This is a genomic window from Stenotrophomonas sp. Steno-C17 (assembly GCF_056393165.1).
The window spans coordinates 1-22,561 of sequence record NZ_JBWJPD010000021.1 but is presented as its reverse complement, the minus strand read 5'-3'; the positions used below and the strand labels follow the sequence as shown (position 1 = coordinate 22,561).

The window sequence follows — 22,561 nt, the reverse complement described above, 5'->3', positions numbered from 1 at the left end:
GTGGCGCGCGAACGGGAGCCGGGCGCCGCAGACTACGGCGCGACGGACGTTGCGAAGTCCAGATAGTCTTCGTGCAGGCCCTGGATCAAGCGGCCGCTGGGCGTGTCATCTGCGTCAGTTTCCATCAGTACCCACCCGGGCATGCCGTCTTCGCGCATCGACGGGCCTTCGTCCACCGCCATCACGAAGCTGTTGCCGAGTGATTGGCCGTAGGCGCGCAGGAACGCCTCCAGCGCCGGGGCCGGCACCGCACTGCGCAGGGTCTGCAGGGTGTCGGCCAGATCATCGCGATCGAACAGCGCTTCGGCCAGCGCCGAATCCACATCGTCGGCCAAGCGATGCACGTCGCGCAGCACCAGGAAGCGGGCGAACTGCGGAATGTCTTCGCGCAGTTCACTGTCGGCCCAGCTGGCCGGATCGCTGCAGCCAGCGCTGCGCAGGGCGGAAATGAGCGCGGTACGTCGTTCGTTCATGGCAGGCACGTGCAGAAAGGGCGCCCCAGCATACCCAAGCCCGCGCAAGGGGACGGAGGGAGGCAGGTCGCAACCACCCCCTGCGGCGCGCCCCGCCCCCGTCCGTCCTGAGCGGTGCCGCTCAGCGCTGGCAGAGCAGGTTCACCGACATGCAGTTGTGCACGTAGTCGTTCCAGTAGCCGGGGGGATGGCGCGCCACGTCTTCGGCATCCAGCTTCGGCTCATGCCACTGCGGTCGCGCAAATCCAGCCAGCACGGCGGCCTCTTCGTAGTGCGTGCGCGGCCAGCGGTAGTTGGTGACCTGCGCTGGCGGCGTGCCGGGAAACTGCAGGCGCAGCCGCGCGCCGTCCTGCCAGGGCTGTTCTTCCAGCACTTTCACCCCGTACTGCGCGTAATCGCCCAGCGCCAGCCGGTAATCGGGATTGAAGGTCTGCACCACCAGCCGCCCGCCGGGCTTCAGGTGACGCTCCACCGCGGCGAACATCGCCTGCAGGGTGGCCGGGCAGTCGGCGTAGTTGAACAGCCACGCCGCCACCACGATGTCGAACGTACCGATGTCGGCCATGTCCAGCACATCACGGGTGTGGAACTGCATGTCGTCGTTGCTGTGCCGCGACAGCGCACGGGCGAAGTCGATCATGCCCTGCGACTGGTCCACGCCCACCGCACTGCGCGCGCCATGGCGCAGCAGCACGCGCCCGTAGTAACCCGAGCCACAGGCCAGGTCCAGCACATCGCGACCGTGCAGCGGGCCGGCCAGCTGCAGCAGGGTGCGCACTTCAATGGGCCGCGTGGGTGAAGCCCCCGCATAGGCAACGTACTGATCGACCATGCTGTCGTAGTGGGCAGACATCGGCAGTCCCTCGCGTGTTGAAAACGTCTGGTGACAACGCTATCCGCATGGGGTGTGGTGCCGAAGGGGCAAATGCGACATGTCTGTCTTAAAACGGTTGTAAAGATGGGTTTGGGGGTTGTGACGCGAACGACCGGGTGGCGCTGGGTACTGATGCGTTGCGCGGGTGGTGTGTTGAACGCGAGCGGGCGCCATTGGTGAACGCGTGCGCAGGTGGTGTGTGGCGCTGCTCACAGAAGTGAGATCCCCTGCGGAATGGCAACTTTCCTCAGTGACGTTCGTGCTGGAACGCGCCGATGCTCGGCCTGCCGGGGCACGTTGCTCTGGTCGGGATTGGCGTCTCGAAAAAACAAACAAGATTTAGGGGCTGCGGAATTGATCGCAGCAGCGAGAATGCACCGACTGCCTCCAATGGCGGCCGGTGCGTGGGGATCAGTAGATCCGCCAGGCCTTCTTCTCCCCTGAAGCTTGTTTGCCTTGGTACGCCAACCCGCACCGTCCGCCACCTTCCTTGCAGTAGGTGGCCTTACGCCAGTGAGGGTTTCGCCATGACCAATCCAGCCAACGTCCATCCCCGCCTGCATGCGCTGATAGGCGATATCGCCAGTGACGTTCCTGATGACATCGCCCGCGAGATCGAGTGCGCGTTGCATGACGCAATGCCGGCCACGGATGAATCCCTCTTCCTTGCCCAATTGCAGGCCATCCGCATCGGCGATGCGGAGGACGGCCAGACCTGCGCTGCACAGATACTCACTGCACCTTGCGTGGCATCGATCAGCCGTTCATTGGCCGCACTGGCCACGGCACTGGAGCTGCTGCATGCCGACGAGCGTGCGCGCGTGCTGGGGCAACCGCATGAGCATCTGGGCGATGGTCATCGCGATGGGCTGTTGTTCGCAGCGCGGCAGCTTGCGCAGCGTGTTCGTGTGGAGCTGCACGATGCGAGGTGTCATGAGCAGCCGCGTAGCTGAAAGGCCCCTGTTCGCACGGGGGAGCTCTGCTACTGATGCTTCAGGTGCATAGCCTGCACCTGCGTCAGCTTGCCGGCGCCATCGAAGGTGAAGGTCATGACCACCGAGCGCGCGTCCGGATCCAGCATCGCTTTGCCCGTGTCATCGCGAACAATCAAGGTCGCGGGCGAATCCTCGATGATCCGGGCTCCCGGATGTTCGCGTATCGCAGCCAGCACCTCAGCGCGCGGCGTCCCCGCCGGCAGATAGCGGGTGACGATGGCACTCACATCCAGCTGTTCGAATCCGACCGGTTTCCGGGACGCATGGATTTCCTCAAGCATCCTGCTCACGCCCCGGTTCCTGCCCGCCTCCGCAGCAGTGCGTGAACCCAGGTCAGATGATGATGTGCAGCCCGCAATAGCCATCACCACCGTTGCAGCCATGACGAGGGACCGCGTACATGCGAAGAATCCGGGACGTTCCATGGCCCCTCCTGATGAAGGCACAGGCTTGCGCCACCGAATCTAAGCCACTGGTTCGTTGAGGGGCAAGCGCACACGACCATCGGCCGCTGATCCGGATTACAGCCAACAAAAAAGCCCCCATTGCTGGAGGCTTTTTTCGTTCTGCAACATGGTGGGCGGTACAGGGATCGAACCTGTGACCCTTGCCGTGTGAAGGCAATGCTCTACCGCTGAGCTAACCGCCCGGTGTGTTGCTGAGCCGCTCATTATAGGGGCTTTTTTGAGGCCGTCAACACTTTTTCACATTTGTGTTCACGGGGCTTTTTGAGGCCTGTCGTCGAGCTGCAGTCGAGCATGGCTCGACTCTACGAAAAGGCGGGATCTCGGGTGTTTCGGGGTTCGCCGCCTTACATGGTGTGGGTGGGCTTGTCCGAGCTGGTCAGGCCGGCCAGCAGGGTTTCGATCTTGTGGCGCACGGTCTCGCCTTCCTGGCCGTCGGCCAGCTGCACGCCGATGCCGGCGGTGCGGTTGCCCTGTGCGCCGGCCGGGGTGACCCAGATCACTTTGCCGGCCACCGGCAGGCGTTCGCTGGAATCGGGCAGGGTCAGCAGCAGAAACACTTCGTCGCCCAGGAAGTAGCGCTTGGGCGTGGGCACGAAGATGCCGCCGTTCTTCACGAATGGCATGTACGCGCTGTACAGCGCGGCCTTGTCCTTCACGGCCAGGGACAGGATGCCCTGGCGGGCGTTGCTGGCACTCATCGGTTACCCCTTGCGGCAGGCCGCTCGTTGACTTTGTTCCAGGCCAGCAGCAGCTCGACCACCGCAAGATCCGCACGCACCGTGGTGCGCAGCAGGTCGCGGGTGCGATTGGCCGCATCGAACCAGGCTGCAAGCTTGTGCAATCGCTCCGGCGTGGTCAAGGCATCGGTGCTGGCCTGGGCCAGCGCCAGGTCGGCGGCGAAGCGCAGGCGCAGGGCCGCGTTGTCATCGCCGCACCACTTCTGTGCCAGCTCCACCGCACCGGTCCTGCCGGCGGCCAGCTGTTCCAGCTCGCGCCCAACTTCGCGGCGCAGGCCCAAGCCGTCTTCGCGCAGCCAGTTGTCGGCCTGGCCGGGGTGGCCACGCGCAGCGTCCAGCGCTTCGCGCGCGGCCGCTTCACTGTGGCCCTGCTGCAGCAACCAGGCCAAGGCTTCGTCATGCGGCGGCAGCTTGAATTCCAGACGCTGGCAGCGGCTGCGCACGGTCTGCGGCAGGCGTGCCGGGTCGCTGCTGATCAACCACAGATAACGACCGGGCTGCGGCTCTTCCAACGTCTTCAGCAGCGCGTTGGCGGCCGAACGGTTGATCGCATCGGCCGGATCGACGATCACCACCTGGGCCACGCCGTACTGCGGGGTCAGCGCCAGCTTGTTGGTGATCTCGCGCACCTGCTCGATCACGATCTCGGTGCGCAGCTTGTCGCCGCTCTTGTTCGGAATGAAGCTGACCAGCTGCAGGTCCGGGTGCGTGCCGGCGGCGATCAACTGGCGCGTGCGTGCCGCGTGGGCCGCATCGCCGCGGGCCAGCACATGGTCGGCCAGGGCCAGCGCCACCTCGCGCTTGCCCAGCCCGGCCGGGCCGCAGATCAACAGGCCATGGCCCAGCCGGTCGGCATCGAGCGCGGCCACGGTCTGGTCGAAGGCACGCTGCTGCCAGGGCGAGAAGGTGCTCATGCGCCCTGCCCCGCCTGCAGCCACTGCTGCACGCGCGCCACCACGTCGGCGGCGACGCGTTCCTGCACCTGTCCGGCATCGACCAGCGCGAAGCGTTGCGGGTCCTGCTGGGCGCGGCTGCGGAACACTTCGCGCACGCGCTGGAAGAAATCGTCCTGCTCGCTTTCGATGCGGTCCGGCCACAGATCGCGGCCGTTGGCGCGGGCGCGGCCCACGGCCACGTCCACATCCAGCAGCAGGGTCAGGCCCGGCAGCAGACCCACGGCGCGGCGCTCCAGATCGGCAATCCACTGCGGGTCCAGGCCGCGGCCACCGCCCTGGTAGGCGTAGCTGGAATCGGTGAAGCGATCACTGAGCACATAGGCACCGCGCTGCAGCGCCGGCTGGATGACCTGGCGCACATGCTGGGCACGTGCGGCGAACACCAGCAGCAGTTCGGCTTCGGCACTGAGCGGTTCGGCGGCGATCTCGGCATCGGGCTTCAGCACCAGGCCGCGGATACGTTCGGCCAGCGGCGTACCGCCCGGTTCGCGGGTCAGCACCACCTCGTGCCCATGATTGCGCAGGCAATCACGGATGGCGTTGATGGCGGTGGTCTTGCCCGCGCCCTCGCCGCCTTCCAGGCTGACGAAACGCGGGTGGCGAAGCAGCGCGGAACTCATTGCGCCGGGGTCTCCTTGGAACGTTGCTGGCGCAGCTGCTGCAGGTAGCGGGCTACGGCGGCGTTGTGCTGGTCCAGGCTGGGCGAAAACACGTGTGCGCCGCTGCCATCGCCCACGGCGACGAAGTACAGCGCATTGCCCGGCGCCGGCTGCGCGGCGGCCATCAGCGCATCGCGGCTGGGCATGGCGATCGGGGTGGGCGTCAGCCCGGCACGGGTGTAGGTGTTGTATGGCGTGTCGGTGGTCAGGTCGCGGCGGCGGATGTTGCCGTCGTAGGCCGCGCCGATGCCGTAGATCACCGTGGGGTCGGTCTGCAGGCGCATGCCGATCTTCAGGCGGCGCATGAACACCCCGGCAATCTGCGGCCGCTCGCTGGCCAGCGCGGTTTCCTTTTCGATGATCGAGGCCAGGGTCAGCAGCTCGTAGGGCGTGTTGATCGGCAGATCCGGCGCGCGGCTTTCCCAGGCTTCATCCAGCGCCTTTTCCATTGCCGCGTGCGCGCGCTTGAGCACATCCAGGTCGCTGTCACCGCGCTGGTAGACGTAGGTTTCCGGCAGGAAGCGGCCCTCCGGGTGCTGGCCGCCGAAGCCCAGGCGCTGCATCAGGGCAGCGTCATCCAGGGTATCGGTGGTGTGCAGCAGCGGATCGGCGCGCTTCAGGGCCGCGCGTACCTGGCGGATGTTCCAGCCTTCGACGATCGTGACGCGGTGCTGCAGCACCTTGCCGGCGCGCATGCGCAGCAGCAGCTCGCGCGGGGTCAGGCGGTTGTCCAGCGCGTACTCGCCCACCTTCAGCTTGCCCGCCGCATCGAGCTGGCGCGCCAGCAGCTGCCACTGGGTGTCCTGGCCTTCGTCCACGCCGGCGTCGCGCAGCTTGCGCAGCACGCTGTTCAGGCCGTCGCCGCTGGCGATGACCACGCTGTCGGTGGACGGGCTGATCGGCTGGTCGGCGAACTGGCTCTGCTGGTGGAAGAACCACGCGCCCGCACCGACCAGCACGGCGGCCAGCACCAGCAGCAGCGTTACCACGAACAGACACCCGCGCTTGGCTCCCGCCATGGACTACCTCTGAATGCGATTCCGCCGTGCAGGATACCGTGCCCGGTGGCGTGGGGTCATGATGGGGGTGTGTGCCAGTGCCGACCAACGGTCGGCACCCAGCAACATGATCGCGGGGGTCAGAGCCCTCGCGCGGTGCGCGAGGGATCCGACCCCGGTCGAATCAGCCCTGCTGGCCGAGCGCGCGCAGCAGGCCGCGGGCCTTGGCGCGGGTCTCGTCCAGTTCCTTGTCCGGGTCCGAATCAACCACGATGCCGGCGCCGGTGCGGAAGCTGACCTCGCGGCCATCCACTTCGGCGGTGCGGATGAGGATGTTCAGGTCCAGGTCGCCGTCGCGGTTCAGCCAGCCGAAGGCACCGGTGTAGGCGCCGCGCGGGACCTGCTCCAGTTCGCTGATGATCTGCATGCAGCGCACCTTCGGGCAGCCGGTGATGGTGCCGCCCGGGAACGTCGCGGCGATCACTTCGCCCGGGGTGACGTCGGGACGGAGGTGACCGCTGACGTTGCTGACGATGTGGTGCACGTGGGCGTAGCTCTCCACCGTCATCAGCTCATCGACCACCACTGTGCCGGGCAGGCAGATGCGCCCCAGGTCGTTGCGCTCCAGGTCGATCAGCATCACGTGCTCGGCGCGCTCCTTGGGGTGGCCGACCAGCTCCTGGATGCGCGCGGCATCGTCGTCGCCTTCGAAGCGCGGGCGGGTGCCGGCAATGGGCCGCGTCTGTGCATGGCCGGCGTGCACCGATACCAGCCGCTCCGGCGACGAGCTGACCACATGACGACCGTGTGCGCTGAACAGGCCGGCGAACGGTGCCGGGTTGGCGCGACGCAGCTGCGCGTACAGCGCCTGCGGGCTGACCGGTGCGGCGAACTGCGCGCTCCAGCGCCGCGACAGATTTACCTGGAACACATCGCCGGCGCGCAGGTAGTCGATCACCCGGCGCACGCCGTCGGTAAAGCGTTGCGGGGCATCCTCCTGCACCGACTGCGGCGGCAGCCAGCCCTGCCCCGCTTCGGGCAGCACGGCCGAGGCCTGCGCCACCAGCGCGTCCAGCAGGGCCTGCTGATCGGCTTCGGCAATGACGAAGCTGGCATTGGCTTCGTGGTCGTGCAGCAACGCGGCCGGGCAGCGCAGGGCCAGCGCCGTGGGGCGACCATCCGCGCGCGCGCGCGCCGGCAGCACCGGTTCGATCTGGCTGGCCACTTCGTAGTCCAGCATCAGTGCCCAGCCGCCACGGAACGGCAGGCTGTGGCTGCCGTCGTGCGGCAGGCGCTCGGCCTGCCAGACGCGGTCGAGCACCTGCAGGAACGTGCCCGCGTGCACCGCATCGTGCTGGTCACGCACCTGGCCATCGGCATCCAGGCGCAGCTGGTCGCCCTGCGCGGCCAGCAGCAGGCTCCAGCGCCCCTGCGCGGTACCCGAGGCGGTGGATTCCATCAGCAGCGGGAAGCGCGCGGGGTCGTGCTGCTGCACGGCCAGCAGGTCGATCGGGTGCGGCAGCGGGTGGATCAGCGGTGCGTGGGTCATGGCGGCCAGTTCAGGGGTTCAGATGCACGGAAGCCGCCTTGCGGCGGCTTCTTCGCATGTAGAGTCGAGCCATGCTCGACTGGATTACACGTTCAGTCGACCAACGGTCGACTCTACACAACGGCGGAGTCGAGCATGGCTCGACTCTACATGATGGCGGAGTCGACCAATGGTCGACGCAACCGCGCGCCGGTCAGACGCGCTTGAAGATCAGCGTGCCGTTGGTGCCGCCGAAGCCGAAGCCGTTGGACATCACCACGTCCACCTTGGCTTGGCGTGCTTCGTTGGGCACGTAATCCAGGTCGCAGCCTTCGCCCGGCTGTTCCAGGTTGATGGTCGGCGGAATGATGTTGTCCTGCAGCGCCATCACCGAGAAGATCGCTTCCACGCCGCCGGCGGCACCCAGCAGGTGGCCGGTCATCGATTTGGTGGAGCTGACCATCATCTTGTAGGCGTGGTCGCCGAAGGCGGTCTTCATGGCCATGGTTTCGCCCAGATCGCCCAGCGGCGTGGAAGTGCCGTGTGCGTTGAGGTAGCCGACCTGGTCCGGGGTCACGCCGGCGTCCTTCAGCGCCATGGTCATGCAGCGCGCCGCGCCTTCGCCGTTCTCGGCCGGGGCGGTCATGTGGTACGCGTCGGAGCTGGCACCGAAGCCGGCCAGTTCGCAGTAGATCTTCGCGCCACGCGCCTTGGCGTGCTCGTACTCTTCCAGGATCAGGATGCCGGCACCGTCGCCCAGCACGAAGCCGTCACGGTCCTTGTCCCACGGGCGCGAGGCCTGCTGCGGGGCATCGTTGCGGGTGCTCATGGCCTTCATGGCGCAGAAGCCGCCCAGCGCGGTCGGCGAGGAGCCACGCTCGGCGCCACCGACCACCATCACGTCGGCATCGCCGTACTGGATCATGCGCATCGCGGTACCGATCGAATGATTCGAGGTCGCGCAGGCGGAGACGGCCGAGAACGACGGGCCCTTCAGCCCGGCGATGATGCTCAGCTGGCCCGGCAGCATGTTGATGATGGTCTTGGGCACGTAGAAGGGCGAAATCTTCTTGCCCTCGTGGAATTCGATGGTCTGCTCTTCGATGCCCAGCAGGCCGCCGATGCCGGCGCCGACGATGGCGCCCACGCGCTCGGCGTTGGCTTCGGTGATTTCCAGGCCCGAATCGTGCAGGGCCATGAACGAAGCGCCCAGGCCGTAATGAATGAACGGGTCCATCTTCTTGGCATCCTTGCCACTGACCCGGTACTTGCCGAACAACGGGTTGTCGGCGGTGATGTCAAAGCCCTTGACCTCACCTGCAATCTTGGTGGTGAACCGTTCCAGGTAGGCATCAGAAACGTTGGTCAGCGGACCGATGCCCGAACGACCGTGGGTGATGCCTTCCCAGCTGCTGGCCAGATCATTGCCCAACGGCGAGACGATACCCAGGCCGGTTACGACGACGCGACGCTTCATTGCTGATTCTCCTGACCCGCACGTATTCGACGGGTAACACGGTTTGCTTCGATGTGATGCTCAAACACACGGGGCCGCAACAGCGGCCCCATGGGGTGCGGTGCGCGGCGAGCTGAAGCCCGCACGCGCACAGCCGTCTGACATCAGGCCTTGACGTGGGCCTTGATGTAGTCGATGGCAGCCTGCACGGTGCTGATCTTCTCGGCTTCTTCGTCCGGGATCTCGCACTCGAACTCTTCTTCCAGGGCCATCACCAGCTCGACGGTGTCCAGCGAGTCAGCGCCCAGGTCATCGACGAACGATGCGCTGTTGGTGACTTCTTCTTCCTTGACGCCAAGCTGTTCGATGACGATTTTCTTGACGCGTTCTTCGATGGTGCTCATGGGATCTCGCTCCAGATGGAGTTGTGGTTCAAAAGTGGTCGCCATCTAAGGCGATGGCCGTGGGATAGTGTAGTGGAAACCGGCGCGACCTTGCATTGCTGCAAAAATCCCCGCAGATCAACCACTTGCGGCGCAATCCGTGCGCCCCTTGCTTACGGCATGTACATGCCGCCGTTCACATGGAGGGTTTCGCCGGTGATGTACCCGGCCGCCGGGCTAGCCAGGAAGGCCACCGCATGGGCGATGTCTTCCGGCGAACCGAGGCGTTCGAGGGCGATGTCGTTGATCAGGGCGGTGCGCGCTTCTTCCGGCAGCGCCTTGGTCATGTCGGTGTCGATGAAGCCGGGCGCAACCACGTTGACGGTGACGCCACGCGAGCCGATTTCCTTGGCCAGCGACTTGCTGAAACCGATGATGCCGGCCTTGGCGGCGGCATAGTTGGCCTGGCCGGCGTTGCCGGTCACGCCCACCACCGACGCGATGTTGATGATGCGGCCCTTGCGCGCCTTCATCATGCCGCGCATGACGGCCTTGCTGGTGCGGAACACGCTGGTCAGGTTGGTGTCGATGATCGACGCCCAGTCCTCGTCCTTCATGCGCATCAGCAGGTTGTCGCGGGTGATCCCGGCGTTGTTGACCAGGATCGAGATCGCGCCGAATTCCTTGGCGATGCCGTCCAGCACGCTGTCCAGCGCGGCCGCATCGGTCACATTCAGGGCGCGGCCGTGGCCAGCGTGGGCGGCCAGGCGCTCACCGATCGCGGCGGCGCCGGATTCGGTGGTGGCGGTGCCGATGACAGTGGCGCCCTGGGCGGCCAGCAGATCGGCGATGGCGGCACCAATGCCACGGCTGGCGCCGGTGACCAGTGCGATTTCACCCTGCAGGGGCTTGCTCATGATGTTTTCCTCAGGCTGGGGCGGCCGCCGCACCCGTGCCGCTTGCGGCGGCCACCGGTACGGTCGGCAGGAACAGGGGGATCAGGCCGACCACGTCTCGCGGGCGGTTTCGAAATCGCCCGGGGTAGCCAGCGAGCGACCATCGAGGGTCTTGTCGATGCGCTTGACCAGGCCGGTCAGCACCTTGCCCGGGCCGCACTCGGCGATCTGGGTGATGCCACGGGCAGCCAGGGCCTGCACGCAACCGGTCCACTGCACCGGCTGGTACAGCTGCTGCACCAGCGCGGTACGGATGGCATCGACGCCGTCATGCACCTTGGCATCGACGTTCTGCACCACCGGCAGCTGCGGCGCCTGCCAGGACAGACCGGCCATCACTTCGGCCAGGCGGTTGGCGGCTTCACGCATCAGCGGGGTGTGCGAGGGCACGCTGACGGCCAGCTTGACCGCCTTGCGCACGCCCTTTTCGGCCAGCAGCGCCAGCGCGCGGTCCACCGCATCGGCGTCGCCACCGATCACGATCTGGCCCGGCGAATTGAAGTTGGCCGGCACCACCACCTGGCTGCCCGCTGCTTCGGCGCAGACGTCCAGCACCAGCTGGTCTTCGGCGCCCAGCACGGCAGCCATGGCGCCCACGCCGGTCGGCGCGGCTTCCTGCATCAGCTGGCCGCGCAGGCGCACCAGATGGGCGCCGTCGTGCAGGCTCAGCGCGCCGGCAGCGACCAGTGCGGTGTACTCGCCCAGGCTGTGGCCGGCCAGCACCGACGGACGCGGACCGCCCACGGCGTGCCAGGCGCGCCACGCGCCGATGCTTGCCGCCAGCAGCGCCGGCTGGGTGTATTCGGTACGGTTGAGCATTTCCTCCGGGCCGCCCTGGGACAGCGCCCACAGGTCGACACCGGCACCATCGGATGCTTCGGTGAAGGCTTCACGCACCTGCGGGTGCAGCTCGGCCAGTTCGGCCAGCATGCCCACGGACTGCGAGCCCTGACCGGGGAAGACAAAAGCGAGGGTGGATACGGTCACGCGGTCATCCGCTTGTTGCAATCGAAGCGGGCCATGATAAGGGTGAATTCCCCGTGTCGTCTGTACGTGCGCGTATGCACGGCGTATGGAGCAATGGCGGGGTCGGATCCCTTTTCCTCCGGAAAAGGGCCCTGACCCCTGCCCGCCTTCAGCAGAACAGCTGCAGGATATCCAGCTCGCCGTCGGCGAAGAAGTCCATGCACAGCCCCACCACCATCATCAGGCCCAGCGTGGTGGCGCCATGGGTGATGAAGATCGAATGCGCCAATGCGCGCGCCGAGCGCCCCATCTTCATGCAGACCCGGGCCAGGCCCTGCAGGCGCCCGCTGACCGAATGCACGTGGGCGCGCACCGGCCCCTGCACGCTGTTCATGGCCTCGGCCATCATCGCCTGCAGGCGTTCGGGGCGGTCGCCGTAGTACTTGGCCACGCCGTAACCGAACATCAGCCAGTCGCGGGCCTGCGCCTCGGCCAGGTCCATTACTTCCAGCGGGTCTTCCTCGAAGTCGATGAAGCCCACCTTCTGCCCGTCCCAGGTGAGGTTGCGCGGCAGCGGCTGGCCGAAATAGGCCCCGCGCGCATGTGCCTCGGCCAGCGCCTGCATGGCGGCGGCCACCAGCCGGTCGCGGCCGGCCGCGTCGGCCTCGCGCAGGCAGGTATTGAAGGAGCTGCCGTTGTCGCCGATCACCAGCGCCGCATGGCCGCTGCCGATCACTTCAGGCACGTTGATGCCTTGTGCGTGCAGTTCGCCCAGGCGGCGCGCCTCGGTTTCGCGGGCCGCATCACCGCCGCGGTGCGGCGGCGGGCGCAGCGCGTCCAGCTGGAAACGATGGGCGACGAAGTTCAGCAGACCCAGGGCCAGCGCGCGGCTTCCCTTGCCGTACTGCTTCAGCCAGGCGCGCTGCCCTTCAATCACGATGGGCTCAACCATGACGGTTCTCCTAAACGCGTTACGGCCCCAGAGGGGCCGTAACGACAGATTCACGTTGTCGTAACTGACGCTATCAATAGCGCAGCAGAGCCGAACCCCACGTGAAGCCGCCACCGAAGGCTTCCAGCAGCAGCAGCTGGCCGCGCTCGACTTTGCCCGAACGCACGGCGGCGTCCAGCGCCAGCGGCACCGAGGCCGAGGAGGTGTTGCCGTGGCGATCGACGGTGACCACCACCTGGTCCATCGACATGTCCAGGCGCTTGGCCGTGGCTTCGATGATGCGCAGGTTGGCCTGGTGCGGAATCAGCCAATCCAGGTCGGACTTGTCCAGGCCGTTGGCCTCCAGGGTTTCGTCCACGACCGAGTCCAGCGCCTTCACGGCGTACTTGAACACGTCGTTGCCCTTCATGTTGATGGTGCCGCCGCCGTTGGCGCCGCCCTTGAAACCGACCGACACGCCCACCGGGTTCCACAGCAGCTCTTTCTTGCTGCCATCCGAATGCAGGTGGGTGCTGAGGATGCCGGTCTCTTCGTCGGCCTTCAGCACGACGGCGCCCGCGCCATCGCCGAACAGCACGCAGGTAGTGCGGTCTTCCCAGTCAACGATGCGGGTCAGGGTTTCCGTACCGATCACCAGCACGTGGCGGGCGTCGCCGGAACGGATGAATTTGTCGGCCACGCTGAGCGCGAACACGAAGCCCGAGCAGGCAGCGTTCACGTCGAAAGCGGGGCAACCCGATGCACCGAGCTTGGCCTGGATCAGGCACGCGGTGGACGGGAAAATCAGGTCAGGGGTGGTGGTACCCACCACGATCATGTCGAGCTGGCTGGCATCGATGCCGGCCGCTTCAAGCGCACGCAGCGCGGCCTGGTAGCCGAGATCGCTGGTGGTTTCGCCTTCGGCAGCAATGTGCCGTTCGCGGATACCGGTGCGCGTCTGGATCCACTCATCCGAGGTTTCGACCATTTTTTCCAGGTCGGCGTTGGTCAGGACTTTCTCCGGCAAATAGCTACCGGTGCCCGCGATCCTCGAGTAGATCCGCTTGCTCATCATGTTTCCTGTTGCGCGGGCCGCCGATCACCGGCACACCCGGGAAGAAAGGCGAAGGCCGCTGCCCATGGGCAGCGGCCTTCCCGGCACATCAATCTTCTTCGACGGCCGAGGTCTTGGTCTGGATGACCTTCTTGCCGCGGTAGAAACCGTCAGCAGTGATGTGGTGACGCAGGTGCACTTCGCCGGTGGTCGGGTCGGTCGACAGCTGCTTGGCGCTCAGGGCGTCATGCGCACGGCGCATACCGCGGCGGGACGGGGTGACACGGGATTTCTGGACAGCCATGGGATTGCTCCAAACTCGGTTCGTTTTTGCTTCGTCGTATCGTCGCGCAGGACGCCAGCGCCCAGCACACTTTCGCTTTCGCCGCAGCCGCCGACGACAATCCGGCTGCTAATGCTTCTATTCTTTCTTCAGGGCCGCCAACGCCGCAAACGGGTTGGCTTTCTTCGTTTCTTCTTCGCTCGGTGCCCAGTCCTGGTCGACGGCTTCACCGTCGGGCGACAACGGCACCACTGGCACCGCCAACACCAACTCGTCTTCGACCAGGTCCAGCGGCCGCAGCTGGCCATCTTCCGGCACCAGCAACGCCTCGTACTCCTCCGGCAGGGACGATTCCTCGTCCTCGTCGCGGATCAGGCCAAGCCTCTGGGTCATCTTCACCGGCAACAGGAATCGCTGCATGCTGCGCTGACAAGTCAGCGGCAGCGCGGTGTCGATGGTCAGTTCCACATAGGATACCCGCAAGACCTCGTCGCGACCGAATTCAAGCGAGTAATTGCACTCACCGTCGGTATCGGCGACCAAGCCCTGCAGGCGGGTCAATTCAGCCAAAGAGACCTGGCCGTCGAAGCGCCTGCGCGCTACAACCATCCGCCAAGCATCCAGCGTTTCGGGCACGTTCGCGGACATAAGCCGCTGAATACTAAGGATCAGCCCGCCCGCTGTCAAATACCCCGCCGGGCGGGACTTGCTGCGGGCCTTCACGCCGGGCCAGACTGCCCCGCCCTGCCCCGGAATTATCGCATGTCCGCCCTGCTGCTGGCCTCCACCTCCCGCTACCGCCGCGATCTGCTGCAACGGCTGGGCCTGCCCTTCGACTGCGCACGCCCGGACGTGGACGAGACCCCGGCCGCGGGCGAAGCACCGGCGGCGCTGGCCGTGCGCCTGGCCGCCGCCAAGGCCGCCGAAGTGGCCGCGCGCCACCCCGGTGCCTGGGTGATCGGCTCGGACCAGGTGGCCGACCTGGACGGCCAGCCGCTGGGCAAGCCAGGCACGGTGGACGCCGCCTGCGCACAGTTGGCCGCCATGTCCGGGAAGACTGTGCGCTTCCATACCGCCATCTGTCTCACCCGCAACGGAGACAGCCTGGCCGCCGTGGACGTGACCGAGGTCCGCTTCCGCGCCCTGGGCCAGGACGAGATCGCCCGCTACGTGGCCGCCGAACAGCCGCTGGACTGCGCCGGCAGCTTCAAATGTGAAGGGCTGGGCATCAGCCTGTTCGAGGCGATCGACAACCGCGACCCCACCGCGCTGGTCGGCCTGCCCCTTATCGCCCTGTGTGGCCTGCTGCGAAAGGCCGGCTTCGCCGTGCCGTGACCCCGGATGGGTAGAGTCGAGCTTGCTCGACTGAATGTACCCGCAGTCGAGCAAGCTCGACTCTACGTGCAAGCGGGCAAGCTCGACGCTACGGGTTACGGGGCGACCTCGAACGGTTGTTCCTGCCACTGCTCCACGCTGCCGTCGCGGCCATGCAGGCGCAGGCCCAGCCAATGCCGCCCGGGTGCCAGCGCGCGCGTATCCACGCTGGCATCGAAGCCCACGTGCGGGTGGGTGGGATCGGTGGTGCCCGGCCAGGCCGCCCGGATGTCGAGCTCGCGGCCATAGCGGGCATCGCCCAACGATTGGCCATCAAGCAGCACTTCCACGCGCGACAGCCCGACACCGTCCTTGAAGGCCCAGCCCTTCACCGCGAGCGGGCCTGACACGGTATCCCCATTGGCCGGCGCATCCAGCCAGGCCATCGCCGGGGTCACGCACGGCCCGTCTGCGCGCTGCGCTGGCAGACGGAACAACAGGAAGCGCTGGAAGCCATGATCGCTGCTGACCACGCGTGGCGGCGGCAGCGGCCCCACCTGTTCGCACACCGCGTGGTAACGCTGCAGCAGATCGCGATAACGCTGGTCGCTGGGCGACAGCACCAGCAGCATGGGCTGCTGCCGCTCCCCTTCATGCAGCAACTGCCACTGCGCCAGCTGCGCGCTGCGCCCATGCTTGTCATTGAGCGGATGCGGCAGCACTGCGATATCGCCGTCGCCCAGCTGGAAGCCCAGCTCTGCACCCACCTTGAAGTTGCCGGCCAGCACGCGGGTACCTTCCGGCATCTGCGCCAGCTCTTCGCGCACCGCCGCGGCCAGCGGCTGCCAACCCGCGAAGTTGCGCGGGTAGTACTTGTTGCCGGCCAACTGCTCGCGCAGCGCCGGTGAAGAGGCCATCAGGTAATAGGCGAATGCCAGCACCATGCCGGCACCGGCCAGCCACCAGCCCGTGCGCCGCAGCCCGCGCGGCCAGCCGTTGAGCACCACCGGCACCGCGACCAGCAGCGCCAGGTAGCCCGGCAGCGGCCAATGGAAACTGATGCGCTCCACATCGGTGAAGAAGCCCAGCACGAAGATGCCCAGCGTGGACACGCCGCCGACCAGGCCGAAGTAGCGCCACTGCACGCGCGCGCCACCACCGCTGCGGGTACCGGCCAGCGCCACCTTCCACATGGCGATGCACAGGATGGGCGTGACCAGCATCGGCTGGATGACCAGGAACCACAGCCCACGCCACTCGAACGCCCACGGATGGCGCTCGACCACCTGGAACTTCAGCCCGGCATCGTGGTTGTCGGCATTCCAGGCCAGCAGCGGCAACCAGGCCAGCACACCCACGGCCAGCGCCACCCACACGCGCGGGTCGGCCAGCATGCGCCGCCCCTGCGGCAGTGCCAGCAGGGCAATGAAGCCCACGCCGATGACACCGATGAAGCGGTAGTGGCTGAGTGCGCCGATCAGCAGGCCCAGGCCCAGCTTCACCGCCGAAGAGGCATCGACATTGCGCAGCAGGCGCGCACCGGCATCCAGGCACAGCACCGCCGCCAGCGCCATCGGCACATCGGGCACGGCCAACAGGCCCAGCGTGGCCGACAACGGCATCAACAAGGTCAGGCTGCCGGCCTGCCAACCGGCCACCGCGCCAAACCAGCGCGTGGCCACGCGCGATACCAGCAAGGGCAGCAGCGCACCAATGGCCAGGAACGGCAGGCGCAGCGCCAGCACATGATGCCCGCCGATTTCCACCCCCAGCCGGGCCAGCCACGCGGTCAGGCCGGGCAGATCGGAATAGGCGGCCGCGAGGTGCTGGCCCTCCTGCCAATAGAACGCCTCATCGACGAACAGGGGCAGCCGTGCGGCCACGACCAGCTTGGCCGCTGTGACGAGCGTCCATAACCAGACAAATATCGTGCGTGCGCGCTGTTCGCCCTGCATTGCTCTATGGATAGAATCGATGGGTTCCCGAACGTGAGACGATCATGACAGCTTCGTCCCCCATGCCCAGCATGCTAACCGATCAACTGCGCCAGTCCCTGCGCAATGCGCAGGACCAGGTCAACGCGCTGGTGCTGGGCAAGGCGCAGGAAGTCCGCCTGGCCTTCGTCGCCCTGCTTTCCGGTGGTCACCTGCTGATCGAGGATCTGCCCGGCCTGGGCAAGACCACGCTCGCGCACGCCCTGGCCAGCAGCCTGGGGCTGGGCTTCCAGCGCGTGCAGTTCACCTCCGATCTGCTGCCCGCCGATGTGCTGGGCGTATCGGTGTACGACGCCGGCAGCCGTCAGTTCCAGTTCCATCCCGGCCCGGTGTTCACCCACGTGCTGCTGGCCGACGAGATCAACCGCGCGCCGCCGCGCACGCAGAGCGCGCTGCTGGAAGCGATGGCCGAACAGCAGGTCACCCTGGACGGGCAGACGCATATCCTGCCGGACCCGTTCTTCGTGATCGCCACGCAGAACCCGGTGGACCTGTCCGGCACGTTCCCGCTGCCCGATTCGCAGCTGGACCGCTTCCTGCTGCGCCTGGCCATGGGCTACCCCAGCGCGCAGGCCGAGCGCGAGCTGCTGCGCGGCACCGACCGCCGCGACCTGATTGCACGTGCCGTGCCGCAGCTGGATGACAACCAGGTGCGGCAGCTGCGCGAAGCCGTCGGCCAGATCCACGTCAGTGACGCGCTGGTGGATTACGTGCAGGCCCTGCTGACCCGCAGCCGCCAGCATGCCGGCGTGCGCGTGGGCCTGTCACCGCGTGCCGGGCTGGCCCTGCTGCGCGCGGCCAAGGCGCATGCGTTGCTGCTGGGGCGCGGCCATGTGGTGCCCGAAGACGTGCAGACCCTGTTCGTGGCCGTGGCCGGGCACCGCCTGGTGGGCGACGCCGAATCCAGCGCGGGACCGGCATTGGCGCGCGCGATCCTGCAGACGGTGGCGGTCGATTGAACGCCTCCACGCGCTGGGCACGGCTGCAGTTGCTGGCGCGCCCGCGTTCGCCGGAGGCATTGCCGCAGCGGCTGGACCGCCGCCGCATCTACGTGCTGCCCACGCGCTTTGGCCTGTTCGTGGCCACCCTGCTGGCGGCCATGCTGCTGGGCGCACTGAACTACAACAACAACCCTGCCCTGCTGCTGGCCCTGCTGCTGGCGGCAGCAGCCGTCGCCAGTGCGATCGCCGCGCACCTGCAGCTGTCGGGCGTGCAGATCGATACGATCGCCGCCGAGCCGGTCGCGGCCGGGCAGACGCTGCGGCTGCGCATCGACCTTTCCGTGCGCGACCCGCGCGCGCGCCACGGGCTGCACCTGCAACTGGGCGAGCACCAGGCCTGGACCGACCTGCCGCCGCAGGGTCGCGCCGAGGTGGAACTGGATGTGCCCACCCAGCGCCGCGGCTGGCTCGACCTGCCCCGCATCCGCCTGTCCAGCACCCAACCGCTGGGCCTGGTACGGGCCTGGTCGTGGGTCTGGCCCGAACAGCCGCTGCTGGTCTATCCGCACCCCGAAGCGCAGGGCCCGGGCCTGCCTGAGCGCGGCAGCGACCCGCTGCACACCCGTGCCCACGCCAGCGGTGATGAACTGCACCAGCTGCGCCCGTACCGCGCGGGCGATCCGACCCGCAGCATCGCCTGGAAGCATTCGGCGCGGCGCGACAGCCTGCTGGTGCGCGAATACGAGAAACCGGTCGGCATTGAAGTGATGCTGGACTGGCGCATGCTGGCACCGATGGCCGCCGAAGCACGCATTGCGCGGCTGGCGCGCTGGGTCGACCTGGCCGAGCGCGAAGGCCGCCGCTACACCCTGCTGCTGCCCGGCCAGCCGGCGCTCGGCCCTGGCCAGGGCGCCAGCCACCACCATCTGTGCCTGCGCGCACTGGCACTGCTGCCACATGACTGACACCGCGCCCCTGATCGACCGCAACGCGCGCTACTGGACGCTGGCCAGTGCCGCACTGGCCCTGCTGCCGCTGCTGCTGCAGCTGCCCACCCTGCTGGCCGCGCTGTTCGCCGGCGCCGCCGTACTGACCGCACTGCTGTCGCAGCGTCGCGTGCTGCCGATGCCGGTGCGCGTGCTGCTGGTGCTGGCCATGCTGGGCGCCATCGTCTGGCAGATGGGCGCAGTGCGTCCCGGTCGCGACACCGGCTGCGCGCTGCTGGCCGCGATGCTGGCGATCAAATCCAGCGAGCTGCGCAGCCTGCGTGATGCGCGCAGCCTGATCGGCTTCGCCCTGTTCGCGCCGTTTGCGGCCTTCCTGCTCGACCAGGGGCCGCTGACCACCGCACTGGCCGCACTGGCCGGCATCAGCGGCCTGCTGGCGCTGCAGCGCCTGGCCCAGGGGGAAGGCCACAGTGCACCGGTGCCGCTGCGCGGCCAGCTGCGCGGCGTGGGCCGCCTGATGTTGATCGGCCTGCCGTTGGCGTTGGCCTGCTTCTGGCTGTTCCCGCGCCTGGCCACGCCGCTGTGGGGCATTCCCGATCGCGCCGTCGGCACCCCCGGCCTGTCCGACACCATGGAGCCGGATCAGTGGCTGGACCTGATGGCCGACGATACGCCGGCCCTGCGCGTGCAGTTCTTCGGTGCGGCGCCGGCACCGGAGCAGCGCTACTGGCGTGGCCCGGTGATGACCCGCTTCGATGGCCACGTCTGGCGGCGCGATCCCACCGCGCAGTTCCGCGCCCCGCCCGCAGTGGAACAGACCGCATCGGGTTGGGATTACCAGATCGACTACGAACCCACCGACCGCCGCCAACTGGTGGCGCTGGACCTGCCGCGCAGCGCGCCGGCCGGGACGCGCCTGGATGCGGACATGAGCCTGTCCAGCGACCGTCGCCTGAGCACGCTGACCCGCTGGCGCCTGCAATCGGCCCCGTCACGCCGCTTCGATGCCACGTTGTCGGCCGAACAGCGCCGCGCCGCATTGCAGTTGCCCGCAGGCTTCAACCCGCGCACAGCAACGCTGGCCCGGCAGTGGCGCCAGGAAGCGGGCAACGACGATGCCGCCGTGGTCCGCCGGGCGCTGGCCTGGATCACCGCTGACTTCTCCTACACGCTGGAAACCCCAGTGGCCGGGCGCGACCCGGTCGATGCCTTCCTGTTCGATTACAAGGCCGGCTTCTGCCAGCACTTCAGTTCCGCGTTCGTGGTGCTGATGCGCAACGCCGGCATTCCTGCGCGGGTGGTGACCGGTTTCGCCGGCGGTACCCGCAACCGCATCGGCAACTACTGGGTGGTGCGGCGCATGGACGCCCACGCCTGGGCCGAAGTGTGGCTGCCGCAACAGGGCTGGGTGCGGGTGGACCCGACCGCCGCCGTGGCGCCGGAGCGGATCCTGGACACGCTGGACGACCGCCTGCAGGCCGGCACCGATACCGGCCTGCAACAGCGCTGGCTGCAGATCGGCCAGGTGGGCGATTGGCTGCGCCGCGGGTGGAACGACCTGGTGTTGTCGTTTGACGCACGCCGCCAGCAGCAGATGCTGCAGCCACTGGGGCTGGACGATCTGGGGCCGGGACAGCTGCTGGCCGGCTTCGTGACGGCCGCGTTGCTGGCGCTGGCCTGGATGGCCTGGCTGCTGGCCCGTGGCGAACGCGAGCGCGATCCGCTGCTGCGCGCCTGGCACCGTCTGGGCCGTCGCTACACGCGACGTGGCCTGGGCCGCGAACCGCACGAGCCGCCCATGGCGTGGGCCCAGCGCGTGCATGCCCAGCAACCTGATCCAGCCCTGCTGGCACTCAGCCAGCGTTTCGCTGACGCGCGTTACGCTGGCACTTGCACCGACCTCGCCGCATTATTGCGGGACCTGCGCAGGCATCGCCCGTCTTCCGGAGCTTCCCAATGAAAACCAAGTTCCTTCTTACTGCCGTGGCCACGCTGGCCCTGTCGGCCTGCGCAACGGCACCCAAGCCGCTGCAGGGACAGTTCAGCCTGGTCTCCCCGCGCGACTCGGTCGCCACCCAGCAGGTCGGCACGCCGGTCCGTTGGGGCGGGCGCATCATTGAAACCCTGCCCGGCCAGGGCGAGACCTGCTTCCAGATGATCTCGCGCCCGCTCAATGGCAGTGGCCGCCCGAACACCACCTCGTCGGACGCCAGCGATGGCCGCTTCATCGCCTGCCGCGCCGGCTTCTACGACCCGGCCGTGTTTGAAGCCGGCCGCGATGTGACCTTCATCGGCAAGATCGACGGCTATTCCAATACGCGCATCGGTGACTACGACTACCGCCTGCCGAAGCTGGCCGCCGATGTCATCTACCTGTGGCCGGAACAGCGCCAGGTCGATGTGGTGCCCTACCCGTACGGTCCGTATGGCCCGTGGGGCCCGGGCCCGTACTGGGGCTACGGCCGCTGGGGCTGGTGGTAAGTACAGAAAGGCCGCCCCAGGGCGGCCTTTTTTACGGGTGCCATCACCGTGGCCACGCGCGGATGCGGTGACCTCAACGCCCCGGCGTACCGAAATGGCCCAGCGGCGCGCCGGCCAGCAGGTGCATGTGGATATGGAACACGGTCTGCCCGGCGTGCTCGCGGCAGTTCATCACGATGCGGTAGCCGTCCTCGGCGAAACCTTCGCTGCGCGCGTAGGCCGCAGCCGCCAGCGCCAGTTTGCCGATCAGGTGCGCCTGCGACGGCTGCAGATCATCCAGGGTGGGAATGATCTCGTTCTTCGGAATGAACAGCACGTGCACCGGTGCCTGCGGTGCAATGTCCTTGAAGCCCAGCACCTCGTCATCTTCGTAGACGATGGTGGCCGGGATCTCGCGGCGGATGATCTTGCTGAAAAGGGTTTCGCTGCTCATGGTCGGCCTCGGCGGGATATCCCCCGCATTGTAGGCCGGCGATAGCGGGCGTTGCCCGGCCGCGCGTCAGTCGCGGAATTCGCTGCGCGTGCCGAAGGCGTGCGACAGCGTGCCGCGATCCACGTATTCCAGTTCGCCGCCCAACGGCAGGCCCTGGGCCAGGCGGCTGGGCCGCACCTGGCGTGCGCGCGCCAACTGCGCCAGATAGTGCGCGGTCGCCTCACCTTCGACGGTGGCGCTGGTGGCGATGATCAGTTCCTGCACCTCGCCCTGGGCCAGGCGCTGCTCCAGCTGTTCCAGGCCCAGTTCGCGCGGGCCCACGCCATCGAGCGGCGACAGCCGCCCCTGCAGGACGAAGTAGACACCACGGAAGCCGGTCGCGTTTTCAATGGCCAGGCGGTCGGCCGGCGATTCCACCACGCACAGCTGGCTGCGCTCGCGGCTGCCATTGGCGCAGGTGGGGCACACCTCGCTTTCGCTGAAATCGCGGCACTGCGCGCAGTGGCCGATGCGCTCCACCGCCAGCGCCAACGTTTCGGCCAGGCGCTGGCCGCCCTCGCGCTCGCGTTCCAGCAGGTGGTAGGCCATGCGCTGGGCCGTCTTCTGGCCCACGCCCGGCAGCACCCGCAGCGCATCGATCAGTTGTTCAAGCAGAGGTGCGGACACGGCGGCAGGCTTTGTAGAGTCGAGCTTGCTCGACTGAAGGGCTTGGTAGAGTCGAGCTTGCTCGACTGA

The 22,561-nt window shown here is 67.5% G+C and carries 25 protein-coding genes and 1 tRNA gene; 6 read left to right on the top strand and 20 right to left on the bottom strand.

The annotated features are described in order from the left end of the window. Positions 1–32: 32 nt before the first annotated feature. Both AC06FA_RS16820 and AC06FA_RS16815 read right to left on the bottom strand, forming a co-directional pair. Positions 33–473 (bottom strand): hypothetical protein, encoded by a 441-nt coding sequence (locus AC06FA_RS16820; protein WP_478069288.1) that lies wholly within the window; start codon positions 471–473, stop codon positions 33–35. Between the two features lie 121 nt (positions 474–594). Then, positions 595–1,326 (bottom strand): class I SAM-dependent methyltransferase, encoded by a 732-nt coding sequence (locus AC06FA_RS16815; RefSeq protein ID WP_478069287.1) that lies wholly within the window; start codon positions 1,324–1,326, stop codon positions 595–597. Positions 1,327–1,874: 548 nt separating this feature from the next. On the opposite strand from AC06FA_RS16815, the gene AC06FA_RS16810 reads away from it, so the two are divergent. Then, a complete protein-coding gene (locus AC06FA_RS16810) occupies positions 1,875–2,300 on the top strand; it encodes a hypothetical protein (RefSeq protein WP_478069286.1) in 426 nt (141 codons plus the stop codon). 29 nt (positions 2,301–2,329) lie between these two features. On the opposite strand, the gene AC06FA_RS16805 is transcribed toward AC06FA_RS16810, so the two are convergent. The 15 genes from AC06FA_RS16805 to AC06FA_RS16735 all read right to left on the bottom strand — a co-directional run bounded on the left by AC06FA_RS16805 (position 2,330) and on the right by AC06FA_RS16735 (position 14,364). Continuing rightward, positions 2,330–2,623, bottom strand: a complete 294-nt coding sequence (locus AC06FA_RS16805) for a DUF6393 family protein (RefSeq protein WP_478069335.1) — start codon at positions 2,621–2,623, stop codon at positions 2,330–2,332. Between the two features lie 293 nt (positions 2,624–2,916). Then, positions 2,917–2,991: transfer RNA gene (locus AC06FA_RS16800), tRNA-Val, on the bottom strand. Between the two features lie 162 nt (positions 2,992–3,153). Beyond that, positions 3,154–3,507: a PilZ domain-containing protein gene (locus AC06FA_RS16795; protein ID WP_108748755.1), complete on the bottom strand. Its 354-nt coding sequence runs from the start codon at positions 3,505–3,507 to the stop codon at positions 3,154–3,156. Then, positions 3,504–4,460: a DNA polymerase III subunit delta' gene (locus AC06FA_RS16790; RefSeq protein ID WP_478069285.1), complete on the bottom strand. Its 957-nt coding sequence runs from the start codon at positions 4,458–4,460 to the stop codon at positions 3,504–3,506. The genes AC06FA_RS16795 and AC06FA_RS16790 overlap by 4 nt, the downstream gene beginning before the upstream one ends. Beyond that, positions 4,457–5,122 (bottom strand): dTMP kinase, encoded by a 666-nt coding sequence (gene tmk, locus AC06FA_RS16785; RefSeq protein ID WP_478069284.1) that lies wholly within the window; start codon positions 5,120–5,122, stop codon positions 4,457–4,459. The genes AC06FA_RS16790 and tmk overlap by 4 nt, the downstream gene beginning before the upstream one ends. Further along, entirely contained in the window at positions 5,119–6,180 is a 1,062-nt protein-coding gene (gene mltG, locus AC06FA_RS16780) for an endolytic transglycosylase MltG (RefSeq protein WP_478069283.1), read from the bottom strand. The genes tmk and mltG overlap by 4 nt, the downstream gene beginning before the upstream one ends. A gap of 163 nt (positions 6,181–6,343) precedes the next feature. Next, the gene (locus tag AC06FA_RS16775) at positions 6,344–7,708 is read right to left on the bottom strand and encodes an aminodeoxychorismate synthase component I (protein WP_478069282.1); all 1,365 of its coding nucleotides are present in this window, start codon (positions 7,706–7,708) and stop codon (positions 6,344–6,346) included. Between the two features lie 193 nt (positions 7,709–7,901). Then, positions 7,902–9,164, bottom strand: a complete 1,263-nt coding sequence (fabF, locus tag AC06FA_RS16770) for a beta-ketoacyl-ACP synthase II (protein ID WP_108755549.1) — start codon at positions 9,162–9,164, stop codon at positions 7,902–7,904. Between the two features lie 143 nt (positions 9,165–9,307). Further along, the gene (gene acpP / locus AC06FA_RS16765; protein WP_108748749.1) at positions 9,308–9,547 is read right to left on the bottom strand and encodes an acyl carrier protein; all 240 of its coding nucleotides are present in this window, start codon (positions 9,545–9,547) and stop codon (positions 9,308–9,310) included. A 152-nt stretch (positions 9,548–9,699) separates the two neighbouring features. Continuing rightward, the gene (gene fabG / locus AC06FA_RS16760; protein ID WP_478069281.1) at positions 9,700–10,443 is read right to left on the bottom strand and encodes a 3-oxoacyl-ACP reductase FabG; all 744 of its coding nucleotides are present in this window, start codon (positions 10,441–10,443) and stop codon (positions 9,700–9,702) included. 81 nt (positions 10,444–10,524) lie between these two features. Beyond that, entirely contained in the window at positions 10,525–11,469 is a 945-nt protein-coding gene (fabD, locus tag AC06FA_RS16755) for an ACP S-malonyltransferase (protein ID WP_478069280.1), read from the bottom strand. Positions 11,470–11,617: 148 nt separating this feature from the next. Then, positions 11,618–12,400, bottom strand: a complete 783-nt coding sequence (locus AC06FA_RS16750) for a BUD32 family EKC/KEOPS complex subunit (RefSeq protein WP_478069279.1) — start codon at positions 12,398–12,400, stop codon at positions 11,618–11,620. 73 nt (positions 12,401–12,473) lie between these two features. Next, positions 12,474–13,451, bottom strand: a complete 978-nt coding sequence (locus tag AC06FA_RS16745; protein ID WP_108748746.1) for a beta-ketoacyl-ACP synthase III — start codon at positions 13,449–13,451, stop codon at positions 12,474–12,476. A gap of 91 nt (positions 13,452–13,542) precedes the next feature. Further along, the gene (gene rpmF / locus AC06FA_RS16740) at positions 13,543–13,737 is read right to left on the bottom strand and encodes a 50S ribosomal protein L32 (protein WP_004154640.1); all 195 of its coding nucleotides are present in this window, start codon (positions 13,735–13,737) and stop codon (positions 13,543–13,545) included. Positions 13,738–13,854: 117 nt separating this feature from the next. Continuing rightward, entirely contained in the window at positions 13,855–14,364 is a 510-nt protein-coding gene (locus AC06FA_RS16735; RefSeq protein WP_478069278.1) for a YceD family protein, read from the bottom strand. A gap of 114 nt (positions 14,365–14,478) precedes the next feature. Between AC06FA_RS16735 and AC06FA_RS16730 the strand changes: the two genes are divergently transcribed. Further along, positions 14,479–15,051, top strand: a complete 573-nt coding sequence (locus AC06FA_RS16730; RefSeq protein ID WP_478069277.1) for a Maf family protein — start codon at positions 14,479–14,481, stop codon at positions 15,049–15,051. Between the two features lie 95 nt (positions 15,052–15,146). Here AC06FA_RS16730 and AC06FA_RS16725 read toward each other — a convergent pair whose 3' ends face one another. Then, positions 15,147–16,985 carry a glycosyltransferase family 39 protein gene (locus AC06FA_RS16725; RefSeq protein ID WP_478069276.1) on the bottom strand — a complete coding sequence of 613 codons (1,839 nt, stop codon included), beginning with the start codon at positions 16,983–16,985 and terminating at the stop codon, positions 15,147–15,149. A 44-nt stretch (positions 16,986–17,029) separates the two neighbouring features. Between AC06FA_RS16725 and AC06FA_RS16720 the strand changes: the two genes are divergently transcribed. Genes AC06FA_RS16720 through AC06FA_RS16705 form a run of 4 tightly spaced genes read left to right on the top strand, consistent with a single transcriptional unit; the run spans position 17,030 to position 21,393 of the window. After that, the gene (locus tag AC06FA_RS16720) at positions 17,030–17,983 is read left to right on the top strand and encodes an AAA family ATPase (protein ID WP_478069275.1); all 954 of its coding nucleotides are present in this window, start codon (positions 17,030–17,032) and stop codon (positions 17,981–17,983) included. Beyond that, positions 17,980–18,930 (top strand): DUF58 domain-containing protein, encoded by a 951-nt coding sequence (locus AC06FA_RS16715; RefSeq protein WP_478069274.1) that lies wholly within the window; start codon positions 17,980–17,982, stop codon positions 18,928–18,930. Before AC06FA_RS16720 ends, AC06FA_RS16715 begins: the two co-directional genes overlap by 4 nt. Next, positions 18,923–20,872, top strand: coding sequence for a transglutaminase TgpA family protein (locus AC06FA_RS16710; RefSeq protein WP_478069273.1), 1,950 nt, complete (start codon positions 18,923–18,925; stop codon positions 20,870–20,872). The genes AC06FA_RS16715 and AC06FA_RS16710 overlap by 8 nt, the downstream gene beginning before the upstream one ends. Next, positions 20,869–21,393, top strand: a complete 525-nt coding sequence (locus tag AC06FA_RS16705; RefSeq protein WP_108748740.1) for a Slp family lipoprotein — start codon at positions 20,869–20,871, stop codon at positions 21,391–21,393. The genes AC06FA_RS16710 and AC06FA_RS16705 overlap by 4 nt, the downstream gene beginning before the upstream one ends. Positions 21,394–21,466: 73 nt before the next feature. On the opposite strand, the gene AC06FA_RS16700 is transcribed toward AC06FA_RS16705, so the two are convergent. Together AC06FA_RS16700 and recR are read right to left on the bottom strand one after the other, a co-directional pair. After that, on the bottom strand, positions 21,467–21,826 hold the full coding sequence (locus AC06FA_RS16700; RefSeq protein ID WP_478069272.1) for a histidine triad nucleotide-binding protein: 360 nt from the start codon (positions 21,824–21,826) through the stop codon (positions 21,467–21,469). Positions 21,827–21,892: 66 nt separating this feature from the next. Then, positions 21,893–22,492: a recombination mediator RecR gene (gene recR / locus AC06FA_RS16695; protein WP_343651558.1), complete on the bottom strand. Its 600-nt coding sequence runs from the start codon at positions 22,490–22,492 to the stop codon at positions 21,893–21,895. Between the last annotated feature and the right edge of the window lie 69 nt (positions 22,493–22,561).